Source organism: Rhodohalobacter barkolensis, assembly GCF_002834295.1.
GTDB classification, from domain to species: Bacteria; Bacteroidota; Rhodothermia; order Balneolales; family Balneolaceae; genus Rhodohalobacter; species Rhodohalobacter barkolensis.
This window is the reverse complement of sequence record NZ_PISP01000001.1, coordinates 194,226-217,103: the sequence shown is the minus strand read 5'-3', so window position 1 is coordinate 217,103 and position 22,878 is coordinate 194,226. Positions and strand designations below refer to the sequence as shown.

The window sequence follows — 22,878 nt, the reverse complement described above, 5'->3', positions numbered from 1 at the left end:
AAGTTTATATCACATTTTCAAGTTGAGTACTTTTATAGACACTTCATACCATCTAAACCACTCATATTTGTAATAGAGAAGAGAATTCATGTGTAGTGTTTTTTCCCGGAAAGGGTTAGTAACAATGCCTACTCAGCAAATTACCTACACTCACAGTTGGTTAATCCTGATGATCAGATCAGTTGTGATGCACATATCAGAACAATAACTTTTATTATCATTCTAACTAGAAAAAAATCAGTGTTAAGTGTGAAGTATTGATTTAGAATGAATCATTAAAAAATCACAGCTATGGGACCTTACGAAAAGCAACTAAGAATCATATTGGACGTGCCAAAACAGACCGCAGCCTACTACAAACTTCAGCAAAAATGGGAGAATGAAGGCGGGGCAATTGCGGTAGATCGATCAACAGACATTTTAGAAGAAGCAAATCTCCCATTCAGAGCCGGTGAAGCTTTCCAGGTAATTGATGGGGAAATTGAAATTAAAGATGAGGAAGTAATTTATATCGTTAATGTTCAAAAAGTTGACATTGAATGATTTCAAATAACTTGACAAGTGCGAATGGAGATAATATTACACTCTGTTGTTCCCATTTCTTACATGGCAATATAACCTAAGTGTTTATACTATAAGTGAGTTCTTTGAGCTAATGAGAGTAAACAGATTTAGGGCACAATTTAATCAGTCACTACGGTGGCAGGTTGAATCTATCAGAAAATAGTCCGCTGATTAATCAATGCATCTTGATCAAAAGAAATGTTTGATTGTGCCCCGGTCTGAATTTGTTGTTAATGTTGAGCAAACGAGAGAACCAAGATCAGCCAGAGAGAAAAGAGAGGTTCGGTAAGAAACTCGAGGTCAACAGTTAGGGGTGCCCTGAGACCATCAGGACTGAGAAAGTACCCTTCGAACTTGAAACCCGATCATACGGGCCGTAAGGAAATTGTTGACTTCGATCCAATTAAGAGAGAGTAGCCTGTTAATCATACCCATGGTTAACAGGCTTTTTTTATGTCTACCTATTCTAATTAAAATATGCAGCCTTTTCAGTAGATCAGATAGACAATATACAGAACATATAAACCCAACATGACTCCGCCCTCTTTACGTGAAATGATTTTTCCTGAAAAGAAAATGGGCAAACAGAGCAGGGCTGCAAAAATCATCACCGGTATATCAAATGAAATTGCAGAAGAATTCACAATCATTCCCGTTTTAGACAGCAAACCGGTCATTCCCAATACACCCAATAAATTAAAGATATTGCTGCCCACCACATTCCCAACGGCAATATCCCGTTCCCCGCGAAATGCAGCAACCGCTGATGTAAATACTTCCGGAAGTGAGGTACCCATGGCAACGATAGTCAACCCAATAACCAGCTCACTCACTCCAAAGTGTCGTGCTAAAGTAACAGCTCCGTCCACAAACCATCTTGAACCATACACCAATAGTACCAGCCCAAGAATTACAAAGATTCCATTTTTCAACAACAGTTTGAAACGTGAACCACCCTCTGAGTAGTCTGATGTATCTTCAGTTTGATCTTTTTTCCCTTTGTAAATCAGAATAAAAATATAGATCAAAAGAGCTATAAAAAGGATTCCTCCTTCAAGTTGAGAAATAGATCCGTTTAGTGAGAACAGCCAAACTGCAACCGATAGAATTACCATGATCGGAACATCAAATCGTATCAGCTTTTGAGTAATAATAAGTGGAGTGATCAAAGCTGATAATCCCAAAATAAACAGCACATTAAAAATATTACTGCCAATAACATTTCCTGCAGCTACATCAACCTGCCCCGATAAGAGAGATTTGAGGCTGACGGACAATTCGGGTGAGCTGGTGCCAAAAGCTACAACCGTTAAACCAATAATAAGTGGAGAAAGTCCAACTGTGGCGGCAATTTTTGAAGCTCCATTAACAAGAATTTCAGCTCCGAAAATCAAAAAAACCAAGCCCAGAATAAAAAGAAGTAGTTCCAAACGTATTATTCATTTTTTGTGGTGAGGTCTGATTTAAATTATCAGACTATTTCATCAGCCAATAAAACTCTTTCTCCATCGATTTACAATTTTATCGATTTCACCTCCAATAATGACTAATGAACCTATAGAAACAATCATTATCCACTGTTCAACATTCAGGGGTACTGTTCTGAATACCGATTGTAAGAAGCCAATATGAAGAACGGCAAGATGGGCCAGCATAGCGGCTGCCATACTCACAAACAGAAACTTATTCGAGAAGAAATTGACTTTGAAAATACTTCTGTCGAGTGAACGGCAGTTAATGACATGGAAAAACTGAAAAATCACCATTTGAGTCATAGCCACAGTACGAGCCATATCAACGTCACCGCCTGTATTCTCCATTGCCCACCAAAATATTCCAAGTGTACCCACTGCAAGAACAATCCCCACGCCACCCAGCCTTTCAATTAGCCGACCACTTAATATGCCCTCTTTAACCGGTCGCGGTTTCCTTTTTAAAATTCCCGGTTCTCCGGGTTCAAAAGCAAGTGCAACATCCTGCAAGCCATTGGTAACAAGGTTAATCCATAAAATCTGAACCGCTACAAAAGGCAGAGGCCAATTCATGATAACAGCTGTCAAAATCACAATCACTTCTCCCACTGCTGTAGACAGTAAAAAGAACGTGACTTTTCTGATGTTTGAGAAAACAATTCTCCCTTCCTCGATGGCTGCGGTAATCGTCGAAAAGTTGTCATCAGAAAGTACCATATCAGACGCTTCCCTGGCCACATCAGTTCCACTTTTTCCCATTGCAACACCCAGATGTGCCGCACGAAGTGCCGGGGCATCATTTACTCCATCTCCCGTAACAGCTACTATATGACCAAAACTCTTAAGCCGTTCTACAATGCGAAATTTATGCTGGGGTGTTACTCTTGCAAATATGTTAATATCCCTCAATTTAAAATCAAGCTCTTCATCCGACATTTGGTCGAGCATTTTCCCTTCCAGAGCGCCATGTTCCTCAGGATCCAAACCCAGCTGACGACCAATGGCTATTGCGGTTTGGATATGGTCTCCGGTAATCATAATAACCCGGATGCCGGCTTTTTGAGAAATCCGGATCGATTCCAAAGCTTCGGGGCGAATCGGATCCTCCATCCCCTGCAGGCCCGTAAAAATCAACCCGGTCTCCAGTTCCGACAATCCATCAAACCGATCAATATTTGTGTCTTTATATGCCATTGCCAAAACCCGAAGTCCCTCACCGGCCATTTTTGCTGCAGCATCCCGAACACTTTCATGATCCAGATCCAGAATTTCACCATCTACAAGTTGATGTGTACATCTGGATAAAATCGCTTCAGGCGAACCCTTCATATTAATCTGCCTTTTTGCCCCTTTCTGATTCAAGGTCGCCATGAACTGTCGTTCCGGTTCAAATGGGAAAAGGTCCAGTTCAGTAATCTGGTCTCTGATTGAGCTTAATTCTATTCCTCCTTTGAAAGCTGAAACATGAAGAGCAATTTCAGTTGGGTCACCTTGTGGCTCACCCAATTTAAGTGAAGCCACGTTAGCTTCGTTGGATAAAGTCCCGGCAAGAAGTGTCTGGTAAAGACCGGATTGTTCATCTGTTTCCCATTTAATATCCCCATCATAAACACCACCTTCCAATTTATACCCTGCTTCCGATGTAGAATAGAATTTCTGGTCAGACCATATTTTTCGGACAGTCATCTGGTTTTTAGTGAGCGTACCGGTTTTATCCGAACCGATAACCGTTGTACTTCCGAGTGTTTCTACTGCCGGCAATGAACGAATAATAGCCTGCCGATTTGCCATCCTTCTTACACCGATTGCCAGGGTAACTGTTAAAACGACCGGCAAACCCTCGGGAATAGCTGAAACGGCCATAGCCACGACAGTAATGAATATGTCTGTCGGACTCATTTGATGCCATATCCCGATCATAGCAATCAAAATGGCAAAACCAACAATCACATAACCAATCATATGACCCAGTTTGTCCACCTTTATCTGCAATGGAGTTTTGGTAATTCCAATGTCTTTGACTGATTCAGCAATCTTCCCCAGTTCGGTCGACTTTCCCGTTCGGACCACTACTGCCCTGGCACGTCCCTGTGCAACAATTGTACCTGCAAATGCCATATTCTTCTGATCTCCGGGAACCGCATTTTCTACGTCAATCACATCACTGTGTTTACGGGTAATCATCGATTCTCCCGTCAGAGCAGATTCATTCACCTCCAGCCCATTGGAATGAATAATTCTCATATCCGCTGCTACTCGTCCGCCCGAAGTAAGCAGTACAACATCACCCGGAACCAGATCTTTGCCCGGAATTTCCATTTCACGTCCGTCTCTTATGACATGCGCTTTAGGTGCCGCCAATTTTGAAAGTGCATGAATTGCACTTTGGGCTTTTGATTCTTGAAAGTAACCAATCACCGCGTTGAGAAGTACAACAATGGTGATCACAGCAGAATCTGTGTAATCCTGAAGAATGAGTGTGACAAACGCGGCGGCTATCAATATGTAGATAAGTGGGTCTTTAAACTGATGCATCAAAATCTGCAAACGGGTCATGCCCTGCTGAGTTTCAATTTCATTTGGACCAAAAATCTGCAGACGTTTTACAGACTCTTCCTGTGTCAACCCTTTTTGTGATGATGTTTCGACCGTCCTATACAGTTCATCCTTTGATAAATTGAACCACGACTTATCGGTTTGAATAGAACCTGTCAACGGTTGTTGCTGATCCGACATAAGACTCCTGATTTAGCAATAGTTATCTTCTCTTCAATCTGCAGAATACCCTCACTTTATTAAACTTATCCAAAATAATAGTGAACTGTAATCAGTATTTATCCTAACTCAATGTAATGTTAATCCTTATATCAAAACCTGTAATGTCGCTGATCTATTCTAAGTTTTACCACTATTCCTGAAAATCAGGTAAATCATTACATTTTTGATAGGGGTTTTACTAAAAATGAACCATGGTCAGACTGATCCAGCATTGATCTATTTCTACATAGATTGAGGTATTAATCAAAATTATAAAGGGGGATTTATGAAGCTGATGATTGTTTACGCTACAACCGAAGGCCATACCCGGTCTATTGCTGAATTTCTTGAGAAAGAAGCAGAAAATAAGGGAGTTACCGTAGGTTTGTTCGACGCCACAGTTAAACCGCCGTCTCCTGCAGAGTTTGATGCAGTCATCATTGCGGGATCCATTCATGGCGGTAAATATCAGACTTCCATACAACATTTTGTTCAGGAGCATCATAAAACACTGAATCAGATGAATTCTGTTTTTGTATCCGTAAGCCTTACAGCTGCAGCTGATGAACCTGAATCGTGGAAAGAACTGAAGCAGCAGACCGAAGATTTTCTATTAGGCACCGGGTGGAATCCTAAACATGTTGAATACACAGCCGGGGCTCTGCTTTATACCAAGTATGATTATCTGAAGAAGTTTATTATGCGAATGATTTCAAAAAAGGCCGGAGGCGACACCGATACCTCTAAAGATCATGTCTATACGGATTGGGATCAGTTAAAGAGTGTTATAAGTCAAGTGATGTAAAGTTTCTCTGCTGACCGAAACATCATTTAAAGTAGGATGTACTGTTTAAGCTGCAGTCTGAATGTTTACCCATGAGAAGCATTCTTATTATGAGTTTCAAAACATGAGAAAAGGTCTCGAATATGTTTAAATTCGGGTTGAAAAGAACTTTTCCTAAACCGACTTACACTTTAATCATCGGAAAGAAGTAATGGTGCCGGCAAAGGTAAATAATGGTATTATAACAGATCTTAAGCAGGCAGTGGAGCATCAGTATTTCCCGCTTATGTATTGGACAAACAAGTAACTGAGAATGTCTGGCAAACTTGTAAAGAGCTCTCTGAAATCTCCATGAACAAATCATTATGAAAAGAAAAACCGAAAAGGCATTTGAAAGACTTGAAAAGCAGCGGTTGAATTTATTTTCACTCTATCGGTCGTTATCTGTTGAACAACTACGATTCAACCCAGATGAAGAGTCATGGAATTTACTGCAAGTTATGCGTCACCTGGTTATCGCAGAAAAACAGTCTCTGATTAATATTCAGCGCAAAATCAACAATCCTGAAAATACACCGAAAGCCGGGACTGGTTCCCGATTTCGCTCATTTATTTTAAAGATTGCCCTTCTGCTGCCAATTAAATTTAAAGCTCCAAAAATTGCGGAAGTCAAGGAAGAGTATCCCGATTTAAAGCAGATGATTCTCGAGTGGGATGATATAAGAAATGAGTATCAGGAGATGATTTTGAACAGTGACGGCAAGATGCTCTCCAAGGCACTCTATAAACATCCCAGAGCCGGCATGCTTAATATCAAACAGGCTATTGAATTTATGGAAGATCACGTTGCTCATCACCAAAAGCAGATCGATCGGATCATGGCGCATTCTTCTTTTCCTTCTAATGAAGTGAATTAAGCCTGTAAACGGATCAGTTATACAAAGCAAGCCCGTTCACGTCCAGATCCGTAATCTCAAGTTTCAGCCAGGTAAAATCTCCATCCGGCAGTTTCCAGGTTACGGATAGCCTGTTGGGTATTCGATAGCCGCTGAATGTTTTATACTCTTCAGCTTCAACCACCCACTTTTGCATTTCTGCATCCTCTGCTCCCCCATAGTAGCGATCGGCTTCAAACAACTTCATTTCGCCATTTTTTCCAAACCTGAAGATCCCTGAAACTTGTTGATCCTCTGTAGTCAGCGTGGCTTTAGCCGAGGTTTCGTCGATCTCCTCCCATGTAATATTTTCATTGAGTGCAGCTGATGGAAACCAGCAGATTTCACCCAAAAATCGGGTCAGACTGCCCGTGTTGATCTGCTCACTGCCTTTTTCATTTACCACATTCACCAGGGATAAAAGCTTTATCAGCATTTTTCCCTGTCCGTTTTGCAGCTTATCGCGACCGGTTAAAGTGACCAGCGGCATCATCTTCACATCTACTTTCCAGTTAAAGGAGGTGTTCTTTACATCAAAATATTGAATGGCAGAAAAATCCATCCAACTGCCTTCCGGTTCAGTTTTCATTTCACCGGATTGTTTGAGCCGTACAAACGTCACATCAGGTTTACCCGCTACTCCGGAATTCTTCAACCATGTTTGAACGACCTCAGGTAAATGCTGAAAATCCTCTACCTGCATCACTCTGTCAGAAGGGTTTGAAACGTGCTCCAAGAGATTTCGTTGTTCTTTCATCACCCTGTCACTGAACATCCTATCCCCCAAAGCCGGCAAAGCCACCAACAGTATGATCAGGTTGGCGATGGTACCGAATTTTGCGTCTCCCCATGCCGTGAAAATCACGATCTGGGACAGTACCAAAGCAATGATAGCGATAACCGACCAGTACCGATAATTCATAAGGTTCATCAACACTGTGAGTAGAATCAATACAGATGCAACCAGCCATAGAATACCTATTGGCTTGGATATTGAAGTGGTTAACTGGGTTATATTTCCAATATCAAACGCCTTGAAGAAACCTAACAGGTGGATCAGTCCGTGCACGACAACAATGAAGTAGAAAAGAATTTTGAGCATGGCTATTCCCGTTTTGATGGTTCTTGAAAATTGTGCCGGACGGATGGAAGCAGTGTCAGCAAAAGCAGAATCAAACCAAGCAGTCCGTAAACAAGCTGAAGTGGCGGCTCAGAATGATACCCAACCATCCATATTTCAACACCAATCCAGATGATGAGTGCAGCACTTACCGTCAACGCTCCCATCCATGCCCAGCTCGAGCGTTTCCACAATCCGTAAAAAACAATGGTTGGAATGATCCCCAGGATTGTGAGTAGAATGATTCCGGGTATTCTAAAATCTCTGAACGGTGACCCCTCAAGCATGGAAAGCGGCATCTGAAGCAGTTCACCGGTCGGGTCAATCACTAATGCGGTGCCACCAAAAAGTCCGCTGATTCCCTGGAAAAGGATCAGCACCATAAGAATGTATAAACTGTAAGATTTTTGATTATTCATGACTGGTTATGTTTACATGTAAATAGTTACCAACTTTCGTTCTGTTAATCATCGATTTAAAATTCCTACTAAAAAGGCTCCCCTACCAAAGGGAGATACAGAGGGGTGTTTAACAACTTTTTTTCACATTTAGAGAATCATTCCTCTCAATTCCCTTTTTTAAAGGGGAAGTTTTTCATTTTTTATTCGTCATTCAAACCCCGTTTATCAGGAAAAATCGAAGTCCTCAAAGTGAATGGATCTCTTTGGAACTCCCAGCTTTATTAATTTCGGAAGTAAAGCTTTTATCATATCCCCTGGGCCGCATATAAAAAAATCCTTTTCACTTATGCTTTGAATTACTTCGGGTTTAAAAAATCCTTCTATATCGGCTCTGAGCAGGTGCACCCTGAACGTTTCCATCTGATTTTCCAGCTCCCTGAATAGCGGAAGATGGGTCGCCTCTTTTTCGGTGTTCACACAGTAATACAGATCGACATTTAAATCAGATTTATTCTGTCGTTTCAGATCGTTGGCCCAGCTAATAAACGGGGCAATCCCCACCCCTCCGCCAATCCAAACCTGATTGGGTTTTCCATTCTGATAATCAAATCGTCCGTATGGGCCTTCAAGCAAAGCCGTTGCTCCGGTTTTTAATTCCCTGTGAAGCTGTTTTGTATAATCACCCAGTGCTTTCACCAAAATGGTTATTTCACCCTCTTTTGTCATATCACACACCGTATATGGGTGCGACTCGTGGGAAATGCCTTCAGCATGAAAACTAAAAAAATAGAACTGGCCCGGTGTATAGCTCAGTACTTCATCTATCGGTTTTAACACGATCTCAATAACTTTGTCATTCAGGCGCTCAACTTTCGCCACCCGGAAACGAGATTTCTTCACAACGAAATCAAAAACAACTGACTTGTAGACCCAGGCTGTTATCCCCATCACAGAAAGAACGGAGAGATAGATCACCAAAGCGGGGTTGGTACTCAAGGATAGACCCAGGAAATAGATATGAATCACACCCAGAATAAAAAAGAGTCCCATGAACTTGTGTGAAATTTTCCATTTGTCATAGGGCAGCTTAATCAGAAGTGTAAAAATCATCAGTAGGATCAGACCCCACAATGCCCAGCTTCCAATGTTAATCTCAAAACGATTGTGAACGGGGAACAGATACCAAATTAACCGACCGGTATCCTCCGGCACCCAGCGAAAAGCCAGCATGATGGGATGTATCAACAACAGCAGAACTGCGATTTTACCCATGGAGTGATGGAGATGATACATCTTATCAAGCCCTCCGAAATAGTCTTCCAGCCATTTCAATCGAGCTGACAGCACAAATGTGAGAGCGAAAAGTGCAAATCCGGTCCATGCCGTAACCTGGCTTCCGTACACAAAGAAAGGCTTGAGGTTTTGCCGTATGGTAGACTCGGGAAAGGAGATCATCCAAAGAGGGATTACAAGTAGCGCGGTGCCCCAGAATAGCCAGGGTCCCATCTCTCTTTTCATTATTTTTCAGTTTTTATATTTCTTCAATCAAATCTCACTACATCCGCTCTTACGGTTACTTTCACCTTTGTGTAAACAATCAGATTCAGGATATCAGAATCATATCTGACGTTTGTCAGAGCTAATGTTTGACCTTCTACATCCTCTCCTGACAGTTCAAAGTTGGTCCAAAGGTTTTCAAGTGCTTCAGCATACAGCATACCTGTTCCCTCAACTCTTGCAATTGCCAATGTCGCAGCAGTCAATCCCGTGGAATAACTTAGTCCGAGAACATAGCCGGCTTCAGATTCACCCATCACATTTGTAGCCGCAATGGTATAGTTTCCTTCCTCTAAATTGACTATGGTTTGATTCGCTGAAAGAAATGCCCCGGTACTTGTACAACCTGAAAAGATGAGAGCCGCTAATATAAAGAGTATTGAAAAACTGTTTTTCATTTTTCCCCCGATTGAGTTGTTAGATGTATCTTTCACGATACACGTTTACAAAATTTAATGGAATAGGGGAATTTCTGATTTACCTATACGTAATTCATTACAAAATAGAATTTTATCGAGTATAGCTGTAAATAATTTCGCATAAAATACCGTGTTCAACTTTCTTCCAAAATTTCTACAGACGCATAGTGATTCATCAACAGAAAACTCAATCTGTCAATCTCTTCGGCGTGTTGATGCCCGGCCGAAATATTAGACAAAAGAATGACTCCGACGTTGTGCTCAGGACTGAAAACCATAGACGTTCGATAGCCTCCGGTACCTCCGTTGTGCCAATACCATTTTTGTCCTGAATCCCGGGTTAGGATAAACCATCCCATTGCCATCTCCGTTGATTCGCTAACACGGTATGTAGGTTCTTTTTGATACGCCAGTACCTCATCTTCAGTATCAAAATTTTTCATCATAAAACGGGATAGATCGCTTGTAGTTGATAGTATCCCTCCGGCTCCGGCCAACGCTGCAAGGTCCCAATTTTTTGCGATGCCTCCACGCTTTGTTCGCCCCTGAACCAGTTGTTCTTCAATCTTACTTCGTATCGTAGTTGAACTCCCCATCTCAAGCGGACCAAACACTTTTTCCTGAAGCAGTTCTTCATAGCTCTTCTCCTCAATCAAACCCAAAAACAGCCCCAGTACTCCTGCACCTAAATTAGAGTAAAGATGCTCTTCACCCGGCTCTGTATTCATTTCCAGTCGATTCTGAAGAAAATCAAGAATTTCTTCTTCGTCAAAATTCTTGTACGGATTATTCATATTCATCAAAAAGTTGAAGAAATATCCGCCGGGAAGTCTCGGTAAACCTGATGTATGATTGGATAGCTGCATCCAGGTAAATTGCGGATTCTCATGGATTGAAAAGTCAAGATAGTCGGTAACCGGGCGATCAGGCTCAACCAGTCCATCCATAATGGCGTGTGCCAGTAGCGTTGATGTAAACACTTTTGAAATGGATCCTATTTCGAACACTTGTTCACTGTTATCTACATTGACAAGCTGATCACTATCTCTTTGTGCCCCATAAAAGCTTGCCGATGTATCCTGTACAACCGCTATCGAAAACTGAGTTCCATCTGGAAATTTACTCAATACTGACGCAATGGAATCCGTTTGTTCAGTTGAAAACAGTGACTGTTCTTCTAAGCGATTAACCGCAGTATCGGGATTACTTACGCTGCCACAAGCCTGCAAAAGTAAAACAGTAATAACCAACAACGATATAATTTTTCCTGATTTCATTTCAAAACTCCCCATTTCATTAACGTTGAAAATTCATTCCGTTCTTTTATCAATTACATTTCGATCAGCGAAACATTTTAATTTTATTACACTATCAGCCGATTTGGAGAACGATGATTTATAATCTCGTATCTTTCAATACATTTTACCATTAAAAATTGACCTACTTCCATTGCCTGCATCTGAAGAGAAAAAAATTACCCTAAACCGCGAATCAAACGAGCACACTCGTCGACTGAAACGAAGCTTGAATAAAGTTAAGTGGTCGAGCGCACTCATGCAGATTTTCTGGACGGCCGGGCCTGTAACAACGATCGGGTTAATTGGCGGGTATTACATCGGATATGGTACCATGCCATCAACCGAACTGCTGATCTACTTTGTGATGTTCACCGTTTTTTCCGGTTTGGTTGGATTAGTTGCGAAGGTGGTGAAAGACGGTACACGCGGTCACCTCGAAGAGAGAAGCAAGCGCGACATCCTGAGCGTGACTGACAAACTCGGTGATCTCATTTTGATTGCCCGCGATAAAATTGTTGAGACGTATGAAGAGGATGCCAGAAAACGGGAGGCGGCTCTTCAGCTTCTACGCAGAGTGGACCTAACTCCATATGGCGTAAGTGTTGCATTTACTGACTTAACCGGGAACCGGAAAATTGGGGAAGTGATGGGCCAGATCCATGCCTACCGAAGAATTGGCCTGCAAACCCGCGTAAGAGACCTGTACAGCGATCATAAAGAACTCATATACGAAACTATCGAGAAACTGGAAATTTCATCGCCTTATGCTGCCGGTGAATTAAAGCGGTGGTTTACAGGAAATACAGCCGGGAAATTAAAATATGGTGTGCCCAGGGAAAAACAGTTCCTGCAACGAGTAATGGCAGCCATCGAGAACAACAATCCGTATCTGATGACTTTTCGTGACGTGGAAGAGATGATGATTCTCGCTTTTGAACTGATTAACGGTCGGGAGATTCCAACACTCACTTTCAGTTATTCCGGAAAATGGAAATATGCCAAAGCTCTGGATCAACTGGAAAAGAGGCGAAGTAAATTTCGGGTGACACAGGCCAGGGTTGGAAACCGGATGAGAGCACTTTCAGCCTACCTGGTAGAGACCGGATTCGCAGAAGCCGATGAACTTCCTGATGGGATCGAAATCAACCCGTTGATTGAAAAAATTTCAAAAATTTTAGATCACATCTCGTTACAAACTGCTCGAAAAGTGAAAATAAATAAGATGTCGCCCGGTGAGATTGAGAGAACGGCAGCCATTATGGATACCTGTATTGAGCTCTACAAAATGGCACACGATGGATCCAGAGACTCCTTAAAACAACACAAAGAGTTGCTAAAAGCATCCGAAGAGTGGAGTAAACTAAAGACAAAAATAGAAAAAACAACTACCGGTATAAAAATTGAATCGGGAAGAAAAGGTATTCGCATTAATGAAAATGTCATTTCTCTAAGTGAAGAAGCGGTACTGGAAGTTTGCCGTCATCTATCCTGGTATTTTAAAAAAGAGGATTTAAAGAACAGGAGCTACTCCCTATTCTCTTCTTTTAATAATCGGGGTGCAATGGCGGCCAGGCGACTTGCAATTGAGATTGCCGTTGCATTGGAACCTCATATCAGTTTGTCGAAACCGGAAATTCAGAGAAACATCAATGCCACAAAAGCGATCTACCTGGGTGGAATCTCACCGGATATGAGTGCCCTGCAAAAACAGGAGCTCGGAGAGAAGATGGCTAAAGAGGTGGATAACGGACTGAGCACGGCAGCGATCCGTCTGGCAGAAACACTTGTCTATCAGTACCAGGTAGATTTATCTGATCATGCAGTTGAGTTTTTCAACTACAACTATCATGCACCCAGAAAATCTCTTGAAAGACTGGCAAAAAAAGGAGGCAGAAATGTCTCAAATAGTAATCCACTGAATGAGCTTCCACCTGTTGTCCCTGTACCTAAACCGGCCTGGCAGAAAAGTCTTCAATCCATCAAAAAGAAAGCAAGTGCGCTTAAGTAACTGTTCCTGAATCTGGAGTCAAAATTACAACCCGCTATTCATCATCACCATAGACAAGCTCCAGAAATTCCGCTTTCTCAACATCACCAAAATATTCTGTCACATCAATTCCATTGAGTGCAATCTCTATATCTGACGGTTCATACCGTACATCTTTGAGAATTTTCTCAATCTCATCAACCGGCTCTTTTCCGAAGAAGTCGCCGTAGATTTTCAGATTTTTGATATGCCCCTTTTCGACATCCAGGCGAAGGTCTATCTCACCCACCGTGAAACGTTTAGTTCGCTGGATATTGAACTCCGGTGATCGGCCAAAATTCCAGTCCCAGTTTCCGTACTTCTCATCCCTTAGGTCTTGAACGGCTTTCCACTCATCGTCTGTAAGGTGATACGTTTCAAAATGGTCTCGTTCTCTATAGAGTCCGTCCAGCAGACTCTGCCTGAATTCGGAGACACTCAGCTCTTCATTCAAAAACTCACTGATATTGGCCACACGGCTGCGAACCGACTTGTGTCCTTTCGATTCGATCTTGCTCATTTTCACATCCAGAGCACGGGTCACCTCCTCCAGGTCACTGTTAAACAAAAGTGTGCCATGACTGAACATTCTCTTTCCGGTCGAAAACTGAGCATTACCGGAGATTTTTCGTCCTTCGGCAAGAATGTCATTCCGGCCGCTCATTTCAGCATCCACACCCATCTCCTTCAGAACATGGATCACCGGTTTTGTAAACTTTTTAAAGTTATGGAGATTCTCTTTCTTGTAGTTGGTGATAAAACTAAAATTCAGGTTCCCGTGATCGTGGTAAACCGCTCCGCCACCCGACATCCGGCGAACCACATGGATTCCATTTTTCCTCACATACTCATCGTTGATCTCCTCCAGGGTGTTCTGATTCCGCCCGATGATGATAGAAGGCCCGTTGATGTAGAATAGCAGATAGTCCTCACTCTCACCAAAATTTCGAAGAGCATACTCTTCAAGAGCAAGGTTGATACGGGGATCGGTGATCCCTTCATTCTCGATAAAAATCATATAGACGATTAAGCTTAGCTTGAAAATTTTGTGAATAATACCGCTGTGATGTTTAACGAATATGAAGAAATCAACATTCAAAATTTCACATCAAAACTGCCCTTCATCCACATCTTTCAAAAATTTCACAACTCCCTCGATATATGTTTTCTGATCATCATACTGGGAAAGATGACTTCCGTTCGGGCAATGCAAATATCTGCCTTTTTGCATTTCACCCGCCATCCACTCCATGTGTTTGGGATCCATCGTATCGTAGGCGCCACCAATCGTCAGCGTCGGGACCTTGATCTTATCCAGATCCCCAGAGCGGTCCCAGTCGTTAAGCGTGGCTTTTTCGATGATTCCAAACTCACTCGGTCCCTGCATGTAGACGTACACTTCCGGATTCAGATGATCAAATGTTCGTGTGATGGAGTTTGGCCATTTTTCCAGCGGCATTCGGAGTACATGTTCCGTATAGTGATGTTTCATCAGCAGCTCTTCATATCGTGGATTTTCGAAATCCTCATTCTCCTCCATCTCCAACACCTCGTCAAGCACCTCTTTCGGCATCTGCGGACCCAAAACCTCTTTCGCATATTTGTTATAGGCTTTCACATCAGACATCATATTGGATATGATCAACCCTTTTAAATTCTCCTGATGCGCAAACGCATACTCCATGGCCAGAATACCACCCCATGACTGTCCCATCAGAAAGAAATTATCACGATTCAGACCCAATGTTTTCCGGACCTGCTCCACCTCGTCTACAAAACGCTCTATCGTCCACAGTTCGTTACCGCTTGGTTGATCACTATAATAAGATCCAAGCTGATCGTAGTAGATATATTCAATTCCCTCATAAGGAAAATATCCATCAAAGCACTCATAGAGTTCATGCGTAGCTCCGGGACCACCATGAAGAAGCAGAACCCTGATTCTGGGATTATTTCCCACTCGTTTGGTCCAAACGTTGAATTCCCCTTTTGGAGTTGAAATTGGAATCATGTTGATGCCGCCCGTGAATTGATCCTCGGATCCTGAATAATCTAAATAGTTGTTTTTTTGAGTCATGGTATTTTTGATGGAGTTGATATTAACGTTGGCCTATGTACATCAATTAACTATAACCTGAAATTAAATGCACGTTTATATTATATGGATTTTGAATAAAAGTGATGTATTTATGAATCCATGCCAAATTCACTGTTCGACGTTCGTCCATCGGTCATTCACAGTTCATTCACTCTGTGCAGCAGGTCGCCTGATCTTTTGAATTGGATATAAAATATTCAGGCGTAGCGTAGCATCGCCTCTATTCTATTTTGAGCTTTAAACCATTCTCTCTATTCGGCGACTATATCAGATAATATATCATTCCCCCGCGCTGACGCACGGGGCTATTTTTGTGCCACCCCTTTGGGGTTCACATAATACCCTCACGCCTGAGGCGGACACAGTCTCGAGAGGGGACAAATCACGTAGTGTCCAAAGAAGTGATCAGGGGTGTGTTCCATGAAATTCATGTTATTCTTCTATTTGATTCAATTACCCAAAAAACTGTTTCTGAAATTCGCCCTATAAAATGTCAGGCAGTACAAAGTTAAGGAAGGAGCCGGGGTGGGTTTATAAAAAATCATTTCGATCTAGTTGATTTTTTGTTATTTAAGAAATCAAACCGATGCAAAATTCTTCTGTATGAGATCATATAAAATTTCACTGCTACCTCTGATTCTGATTATTCAGCTCATTGCCGGCTGTTCAAACTCGGAAAATGGAACTTCAACTAACGTTTCTGTTTCGATAACCGGTGCAGAAAATTCACCTCTTCCCATAACCGGGGTTCAGGTTATTGACGTTAATGATGAGTGGCTGGCAGCACCTGAACAATCTGTAACTGCCAAAAATGGAAGTCCTGTCGAAGTTGAAATTTCCAATATGGAGCCACACATTCTTAAATTCGCCGCACCGGGTCATCGCCCGGTTTATACGTTTCTAAATGCCGGATTTGAGTCTGCAGAAATTAATGTTGAGTTAAGTCCCTCAGCTCCTACTCCGGATCTGAATCCTGCGGTTCGGGGAAATTTCAACAACTTTGATGGTCGATCGGCAATTGCAATGGAGCAGAACTCAGATGGTTTGTGGGAAGCAACCATCGATACAGATCTCGATACGGTTCGATACATAATCAGTGGTGTCCATCTGCTGGAAAAAGTACCCGGCACGGATGGAGAGATTGTGATCAACGAATCTGCCCGGGGATTTGATCAAAATTTCCTCACCGAAATCATTAAACCGGATGGAAAGGAGAGTGTTACTGTAACTTTTGATCCATCGGTTTACAAAGCTGAACTGGGTGAATACTCTCTTTCCATTTCCGGTAATGAAGAATTGGAAGGCATTGCCAGATTGTATTCGCGAAGCATTGATGAATTTTTAAATCGATTGAAAGAGAATCAACTACAATTGGCTGCCGGAAATAGACCACCATTGGAGCACGATTATTCAGATTATCTAAGTGATATTCAGGATATTGAACAGCTGTATAGTACCCCTACCATATCTCTTGCTGCAGAGCTCGTAAAATATCGATTCAGTAGAGAATTGGGTTCCTCAGAAATCGGAAATATAAATCTGTTTGAAAAACTTGAAGCCGACTCTCCCCTTTGGATGCTAAGCTACGAGGCTGTATCAGATATGAGCAACAAATATTCATTTGAAGAGACAGAGTCATATCTGAGTTCAATTGCTGAAAAAAGTCCTTTTGAACTGCTCAAGGGAGAAGCACTATATCAGCTTGTACAAGAATATCATGATAGAGAAAATGAGGAGAAGTGGCATGCGGCATTTTTTGAATTGGTATCTAAGTATCCGGATCACTACACCGTGAGCTATGCTTATGAAAACTATGCTCCGGAGCAACCTATTTCAGAAGGTCAATCATTACCCTTCGATGAGTTTGATCGATTGGATGGTTCCGGTACATTTAATCTACATGAGCTGGAGGAAGATTATCTGCTGCTTGATTTCTGGGCAACATGGTGCGGCCCATGTATTGCATCTATGCCAAAACTCCATGAACTTCAGGAACAGTATTCAGATAGCAGCTTTACGATTGTAAGTATTTCCCTGGATGATGAAGCTGAATTTGTTCAATCATTTCGTAATGAATGGGATATGCCGTGGGTTCATGGAATTGAGTCAAGAAGCAGTGCTAAAGTCACAGAAATGGGTGTATCCGGTGTACCCTACTACATTCTTTTAGGCCCCGATCGAAATGTTTTGAACCATGATCAGGCTGAACTAAAATCAAATCAACTGGCTGAAATTATTGAAAGCTACCTAAAGTAATTACTCTGTAGATCGGAAGTTGACCTTATTCTTTGTTCGACCATCGATCATTTTCAATTCAATCACTCTGTGCAACGAGTCGCCTGACTCGTTGATTTGAACGTGAAAATAATTCCGGTGTACCTTCGCCTCTATGCTATTTATAGCTCCAAACCGGTTCCTCTGATCGGCGACAATTTTTTGAGAAATCCTTGACCCCGGGTTCTGTTTCACTCCACCCGGGGCTATTGTTATTTCACCCCTTTGGGGTTTTCTAAATCTACTACTGAAGTTGCTTTTTATCTTGAATTACGACGTAGTCAAATGATACAAAATTCACAGTTCGTCATTCGTCCATCGGTCATTCACAGTTCATTCACTCTGTGCAGCAGGTCGCCTGATCTTTTGAATTGGATATAAAATATTCAGGCGTAGCGTAGCATCGCCTCTATTCTATTTTGAGCTTCAAACCATTCTCTCTCTTCGGCGAGAAAATTTAAGAAAACCCTTAACCCCGGGTTCTGTTTCACTCCACCCGGGGCTATTGTTGTTCCACCCCTTCGGGGTTTTCTAAATCTACTACTGAATTTAATTTTTTTGTCCTGAATTATGACGTAGTCAAATGATACAAAATTCACAGTTCGTCGTTCGTCAATCGGTCATTCGCAGTTCAGTCACTCTGTGCAACGAGTCGCCTGACCCGTTGAATTGGATGTGAAAATAATTCCGGTGTACCTTCGCCTCTATGCTATTTATAGCTCCAAACCGGTTCCTCTGATCGGCGACAATTTTTTGAGAAATCCTTGACCCCGGGTTCTGTTTCACTCCACCCGGGGCTATTGTTGTTTCACCCCTTTGGGGTTTTCTAAATCTACTACTGAAGTTGCTTTTTATCTTGAATTACGACGTAGTCAAATGATACAAAATTCACAGTTCGTCGTTCGTCAATCGATCATTCTCAATTCAGTCACTCTGTACAACGAGTCGCCTGACTCTTTGAGTTGGACGTGAAAATAATTCCGGTGTACCTTCGCCTCTATGCTATTTATAGCTCCAAACCGGTTCCTCTGATCGGCGACAATTTTTTGAGAAATCCTTGACCCCGGGTTCTGTTTCACTCCACCCGGGGCTATTGTTGTTTCACCCCTTCGGGGTTTTCTAAATCTACTACTGAAGTTGCTTTTTATCTTGAATTACGACGTAGTCAAATGATACAAAATTCACAGTTCGTCGTTCGTCAATCGATCATTCGCAGTTCAATCGTTATGTGAAACGGGTCGTCTGACCAATTGATTGGGATATGAATTTAATTCCGATGCACTATCGCCTCTATTCTATTTTGAGCTTTAAACCATTCTCTCTATTCGGCGACTATATCAGATAATATATCATTCCCCCGCGCTGACGCACGGGGCTATTTTTGTGCCACCCCTTTGGGGTTCACATCATACCCTCACGCCTGAGGCGGACACAGTCTCGAGAGGGGACAAATCACGTAGTGTCCAAAGAAGTGATCAGGGGTGTGTTCTTCAAATTTCCTTAGGCAGCATTTTCCAGTCAACTGACCAATACCCAGACCCTGTAATGAAAAGAAAAACGCACCCGAGAAACATCGCGAAATCGATTCTGGAAATGTGAGCCATTAGCCAAAAACCTTCTTCAAAGAGGATTGGAAATTTACCAATCAAAACCGTAAAGCTGACTATAAGAATTAAAGGAATGACTGCAATTCTGGTAAAGAAACCGACTATAATCATCAATCCGCACAGCACTTCGAGGACAGAGATAACAGTGACTGTTGCGTTAGCTGAAATAAACCCCAGATTTTGAAAAAAACCGGTCTCCTGAAGTTCAGGATAGGAAAACTTAAGAACACCCCCGGCCAAAAAATAGAAACCAACCATAAACCGAATAAGAAGGGTTGTTTTTTGAGGTTCTGTGGAAAGAATACTGCTATTCATATTCAAGACTTTTTGTTCACATTTAAACAACTCTCTATTGGAATATTACACAAAAAGAGGATGATTCCCATATTTTTTGGGATAATTATAAACTATTAAGCATCAATCATTTAAGCCCGAATGGTCTTTTTTTTTTGAGGGGTTACTGTTGACTCAATACTGAGAAGAATGGAGCAGGATTTAATAAAATTTAGCGGGAGTCCTGAGTGGTTTTTTCTGATGCTTGAATAGATTACTTGACTAGAAGTGGTTTTTCTTTACTGCCTCACAAAAATAAGAAGTGCCGGGAGGGTCATCTCCCGGCACCTGGATTAACTAAGCTATCAGTTTATTTTAATGGACTTTGGTTTAACGACTTCACCCTTTGGAACTATCAGTTTCAAAACACCCTCTTTGAAAGAGGCTTGAATCTGATCTTCTTTGATGGTTTCAGGCAACGTAAAGGATCGGTAAAAACTTCCCCGATATCGCTCTCTTCGAATGAAATCTTTCTCATCCTCTTTCTCTTCCATTTTACGTTCGCCGGTTATCGTAATTCGTCCATCCTGGAAATTGACCTTGATGTCTTTTTTCTCCATACCTGGAATATCCATTCGAATCACATATTCATTTTCATCTTCAGATATATCTGCGGTTGGTGTCCATGTATCTAATTCTTTTCCACCATTTCCTCGAGACCACGAAAATGGAACCATGTCATCAAAAAACAGGTCCATCTCTCTTCTTAACATATCAATCGGGCTGGGTTCGTTCACTCTTTTCTTTAACGCTTTCATTTTTTCCTCACTTGTCTTTCTGAAATTTTTTACCACTGCTTGTGTGGTTCTGTACAAGTAAGAAACAAAGAAATGATATACTCTCTTGGAGTACTCTTCGGAAGAATTTGTAGTACAACGGATACCTGTTGGATACAAAAATACCTTACATCGGCGTAATCAACTCATTTTCTCATTTTCCACCCACTTCACGGCATGAAAAATCATCTCTGTTGAGTTCTTAAAATCCATCTTTTCTTTAATTCTGGAGCGATAAGTCTCGACGGTTTTGGCAGCCAGATGAAGCTGCTCGGCAATTTCGGTACTGCTTTTTCCATGCCCAATGAGCTCAAAAACTTCAAGCTCCCTGTCACTTAATAAATCAACCGTGGAAGCCTCCGGATCTTTTTTTCCGTGCATGGCATTCATCAGCAGTTTTTCATTGAGCTCCTCGCTCACATAGATACCGCCGCCGATTACTTTTTTAACAGCTTTGAGAAGCACATCACTCGGTTCAAATTTCATTATATACCCCTTTGCTCCGGCTCGTAAGGCCCGCTCTGCGTAAAGAGATTCCTCATGACGGGAAATCACCAGAATTTTTTGATCCGGTTTTTGAAAAATCACATTCTTAACCAATTCAATACCATTCATTCCCGGCAGTGATACATCGATAATCATCAAATCGAGTTCATAATCATCCATCACATCCAGTACCTGCTCTGCGCGCTCTAACTGCAACACCACTTCAAAACCCGGTTCAGATTCAAGTGTATCAGTTAATCCTCTCCTCATCATTGGATGATCGTCTACTATTAAAATCTGCTTAGTAATTGAATTCCCCATGTCTCTTATTTTTTTCGATTTGTCTTATGCTGAATAGTTTAATTAAACTTCTGAAGATCGTTGGGAATAATGCATCGTACCTGAGTGAATTCTTCGTCTGTCCGAACAATTTCGATAACGCCTCCCATCATTCCCGCTCTATGTTTCATAATCTGAATACCTGAACCCATCTGATTCTCATCTCTCAGTTCAAAACCCATGCCATCATCATTAATGGTAACTGAAGTATGGTGAATGTTGCTTGAAAGCCGGACATATATATTTTCCGCGCCGGAGTGTTTTACTGCATTATTGACTGCTTCCTGCACAATTCGGAAAATATGCAGAGACATTGTATGATCTTCAATCTCCACTTCACCACTTTCTTTATATTCGCAGTGGATTTTACTCACCTTGGCGATCTGTTTGCATAAATTTTGAAGTGCAACACTCAGGCCCTTTTTCTCCAAATCTACCTGAACCAAACCCCTTGATAAAGTTCTTGCATATTCGTCTGCTTCCCTCACCATTGAGGCGATCTCTTCAACATCCTCAGACTCCTCAACTCCCTTTGCCAGTAATTTTTTGGCCAGATTCTCCGACAACATTCGAATACCCGTAAGCATCTGTCCCAATCCATCATGCAGCTCCCGGCCTATTCTGCGACGCTCCTCATTTCCGATTTCCATAACCTGCCGTTCAAGATTTCTTCGAAAGGATAGATCCCGAATAATCCCTGTGAATATTATTCTGTTTTCAAGCTCTATCATCGTCAGCGACAACTCAATGGGGAAAACGGAACCGTCCTTTTTCAAACCCTGAATATCTTTATCCATTCCTATGATCTTTCTTTCCCCGGGAACCATATTCGCCTGAAACATACCCTGCTGACTTTCGCTGTAGGGAAATGGCATTAATACATTTAACGCTTTTCCAATCAGCTCTTCTTTATTGTATCCAAAAAGTTTAATTGCAGCCGGATTACAATTTAAAATCTTACCCTCTCGGTTCAGTGTCAAAATGGCGTCACTGCTGTTTTCAAAAACGGCATCAGCCATAATTTCTCTCTTCTTCAGCCTTCTCTCAGTATACTTCAGTTTCCCGATATTACATACCGTAATGACACATGTATCTGTAACCCCGTTGTTGTCTTTCAGAATTTTTGCCCTCACGTCCAGCCAGATACGTAAACCATTTTTCTGTACGCCAAACCACTGCCCATGAACACTACCCTCTTTAATGCACGTTTCTAAAAGTTTTTTAAACGGCATTTTTTCATTATCCCCATAAAGGATACTGATCGGCTTACCGATAATCTCTTTTTGTGAGTACTTAAACAGCTTTTCATTGGTGGGATTCCAAAACGTAATATGGCCCCGAACATCTGTAATGATAACTCCATGAAGAATGTTCTCCAGAATATGGTACTGATCATGACCGAGGGCTATATTCATTATCAGAAGTGGTTAAATAATAATCTCTTTTCACCAAAAATACACTTTACTTATTAATACTAACTAAAACTATTTTTACAACATATAATATTAAACCTTTCATATGCGTAAGGGTTTTCCTTACAAAACCAACGGGGGATTTCAATTCTCTCTTTAAAAATTATTCTGAGCGGTAGGGATGAATCTCATTGTTTAGACTATTTAGAGTATGGATCCT

At 41.7% G+C, this 22,878-nt stretch carries 18 protein-coding genes; 5 read left to right on the top strand and 13 right to left on the bottom strand.

Annotation, left to right across the window (positions count from 1 at the left end):
- Positions 1 to 291: 291 nt before the first annotated feature.
- Positions 292 to 543 (top strand): hypothetical protein, encoded by a 252-nt coding sequence (locus tag CWD77_RS00830; RefSeq protein WP_101071303.1) that lies wholly within the window; start codon positions 292 to 294, stop codon positions 541 to 543.
- 509 nt (positions 544 to 1,052) lie between these two features.
- Here the strand turns inward: CWD77_RS00830 and CWD77_RS00825 are convergent.
- Both CWD77_RS00825 and CWD77_RS00820 read right to left on the bottom strand, forming a co-directional pair.
- The gene (locus tag CWD77_RS00825; RefSeq protein ID WP_206017917.1) at positions 1,053 to 1,994 is read right to left on the bottom strand and encodes a calcium/sodium antiporter; all 942 of its coding nucleotides are present in this window, start codon (positions 1,992 to 1,994) and stop codon (positions 1,053 to 1,055) included.
- Positions 1,995 to 2,048: 54 nt separating this feature from the next.
- Positions 2,049 to 4,772, bottom strand: coding sequence for a cation-translocating P-type ATPase (locus CWD77_RS00820; RefSeq protein ID WP_101071300.1), 2,724 nt, complete (start codon positions 4,770 to 4,772; stop codon positions 2,049 to 2,051).
- A 307-nt stretch (positions 4,773 to 5,079) separates the two neighbouring features.
- Between CWD77_RS00820 and CWD77_RS00815 the strand changes: the two genes are divergently transcribed.
- A complete protein-coding gene (locus CWD77_RS00815; protein ID WP_101071298.1) occupies positions 5,080 to 5,598 on the top strand; it encodes a flavodoxin domain-containing protein in 519 nt (172 codons plus the stop codon).
- Positions 5,599 to 5,942: 344 nt separating this feature from the next.
- Positions 5,943 to 6,494 carry a DinB family protein gene (locus CWD77_RS00810; protein WP_101071297.1) on the top strand — a complete coding sequence of 184 codons (552 nt, stop codon included), beginning with the start codon at positions 5,943 to 5,945 and terminating at the stop codon, positions 6,492 to 6,494.
- 13 nt (positions 6,495 to 6,507) lie between these two features.
- On the opposite strand, the gene CWD77_RS00805 is transcribed toward CWD77_RS00810, so the two are convergent.
- The 5 genes from CWD77_RS00805 to CWD77_RS00785 form a co-directional block, all read right to left on the bottom strand.
- Positions 6,508 to 7,614: a DUF6544 family protein gene (locus CWD77_RS00805; RefSeq protein WP_101071295.1), complete on the bottom strand. Its 1,107-nt coding sequence runs from the start codon at positions 7,612 to 7,614 to the stop codon at positions 6,508 to 6,510.
- A gap of 2 nt (positions 7,615 to 7,616) precedes the next feature.
- A complete protein-coding gene (locus CWD77_RS00800) occupies positions 7,617 to 8,051 on the bottom strand; it encodes a hypothetical protein (protein ID WP_133120141.1) in 435 nt (144 codons plus the stop codon).
- A 207-nt stretch (positions 8,052 to 8,258) separates the two neighbouring features.
- Positions 8,259 to 9,551, bottom strand: coding sequence for a ferredoxin reductase family protein (locus CWD77_RS00795; protein ID WP_101071292.1), 1,293 nt, complete (start codon positions 9,549 to 9,551; stop codon positions 8,259 to 8,261).
- Positions 9,552 to 9,574: 23 nt separating this feature from the next.
- Positions 9,575 to 9,988, bottom strand: coding sequence for a DUF6567 family protein (locus tag CWD77_RS00790; RefSeq protein ID WP_101072889.1), 414 nt, complete (start codon positions 9,986 to 9,988; stop codon positions 9,575 to 9,577).
- A 155-nt stretch (positions 9,989 to 10,143) separates the two neighbouring features.
- Positions 10,144 to 11,286 carry a serine hydrolase domain-containing protein gene (locus CWD77_RS00785; RefSeq protein WP_165779040.1) on the bottom strand — a complete coding sequence of 381 codons (1,143 nt, stop codon included), beginning with the start codon at positions 11,284 to 11,286 and terminating at the stop codon, positions 10,144 to 10,146.
- 172 nt (positions 11,287 to 11,458) lie between these two features.
- On the opposite strand from CWD77_RS00785, the gene CWD77_RS00780 reads away from it, so the two are divergent.
- Positions 11,459 to 13,315, top strand: coding sequence for a hypothetical protein (locus CWD77_RS00780; protein ID WP_101071290.1), 1,857 nt, complete (start codon positions 11,459 to 11,461; stop codon positions 13,313 to 13,315).
- 34 nt (positions 13,316 to 13,349) lie between these two features.
- On the opposite strand, the gene CWD77_RS00775 is transcribed toward CWD77_RS00780, so the two are convergent.
- On the bottom strand, positions 13,350 to 14,351 hold the full coding sequence (locus CWD77_RS00775) for a lipoate--protein ligase (RefSeq protein ID WP_101071289.1): 1,002 nt from the start codon (positions 14,349 to 14,351) through the stop codon (positions 13,350 to 13,352).
- Between the two features lie 90 nt (positions 14,352 to 14,441).
- Entirely contained in the window at positions 14,442 to 15,410 is a 969-nt protein-coding gene (locus CWD77_RS00770; RefSeq protein WP_101071288.1) for a proline iminopeptidase-family hydrolase, read from the bottom strand.
- A 624-nt stretch (positions 15,411 to 16,034) separates the two neighbouring features.
- Between CWD77_RS00770 and CWD77_RS00765 the strand changes: the two genes are divergently transcribed.
- Complete coding sequence (locus CWD77_RS00765; RefSeq protein WP_101071287.1) at positions 16,035 to 17,687, top strand: TlpA family protein disulfide reductase; 1,653 nt, start codon at positions 16,035 to 16,037, stop codon at positions 17,685 to 17,687.
- A 1,508-nt stretch (positions 17,688 to 19,195) separates the two neighbouring features.
- Here the strand turns inward: CWD77_RS00765 and CWD77_RS00755 are convergent.
- The 4 genes from CWD77_RS00755 to CWD77_RS00740 all read right to left on the bottom strand — a co-directional run bounded on the left by CWD77_RS00755 (position 19,196) and on the right by CWD77_RS00740 (position 22,661).
- A complete protein-coding gene (locus tag CWD77_RS00755) occupies positions 19,196 to 19,627 on the bottom strand; it encodes a DoxX family protein (protein WP_101071285.1) in 432 nt (143 codons plus the stop codon).
- Positions 19,628 to 19,950: 323 nt separating this feature from the next.
- Positions 19,951 to 20,403 (bottom strand): Hsp20/alpha crystallin family protein, encoded by a 453-nt coding sequence (locus CWD77_RS00750; RefSeq protein WP_101071284.1) that lies wholly within the window; start codon positions 20,401 to 20,403, stop codon positions 19,951 to 19,953.
- 159 nt (positions 20,404 to 20,562) lie between these two features.
- On the bottom strand, positions 20,563 to 21,228 hold the full coding sequence (locus tag CWD77_RS00745; RefSeq protein WP_101071283.1) for a response regulator: 666 nt from the start codon (positions 21,226 to 21,228) through the stop codon (positions 20,563 to 20,565).
- Between the two features lie 38 nt (positions 21,229 to 21,266).
- A complete protein-coding gene (locus CWD77_RS00740) occupies positions 21,267 to 22,661 on the bottom strand; it encodes a PAS domain-containing sensor histidine kinase (protein ID WP_101071282.1) in 1,395 nt (464 codons plus the stop codon).
- Between the last annotated feature and the right edge of the window lie 217 nt (positions 22,662 to 22,878).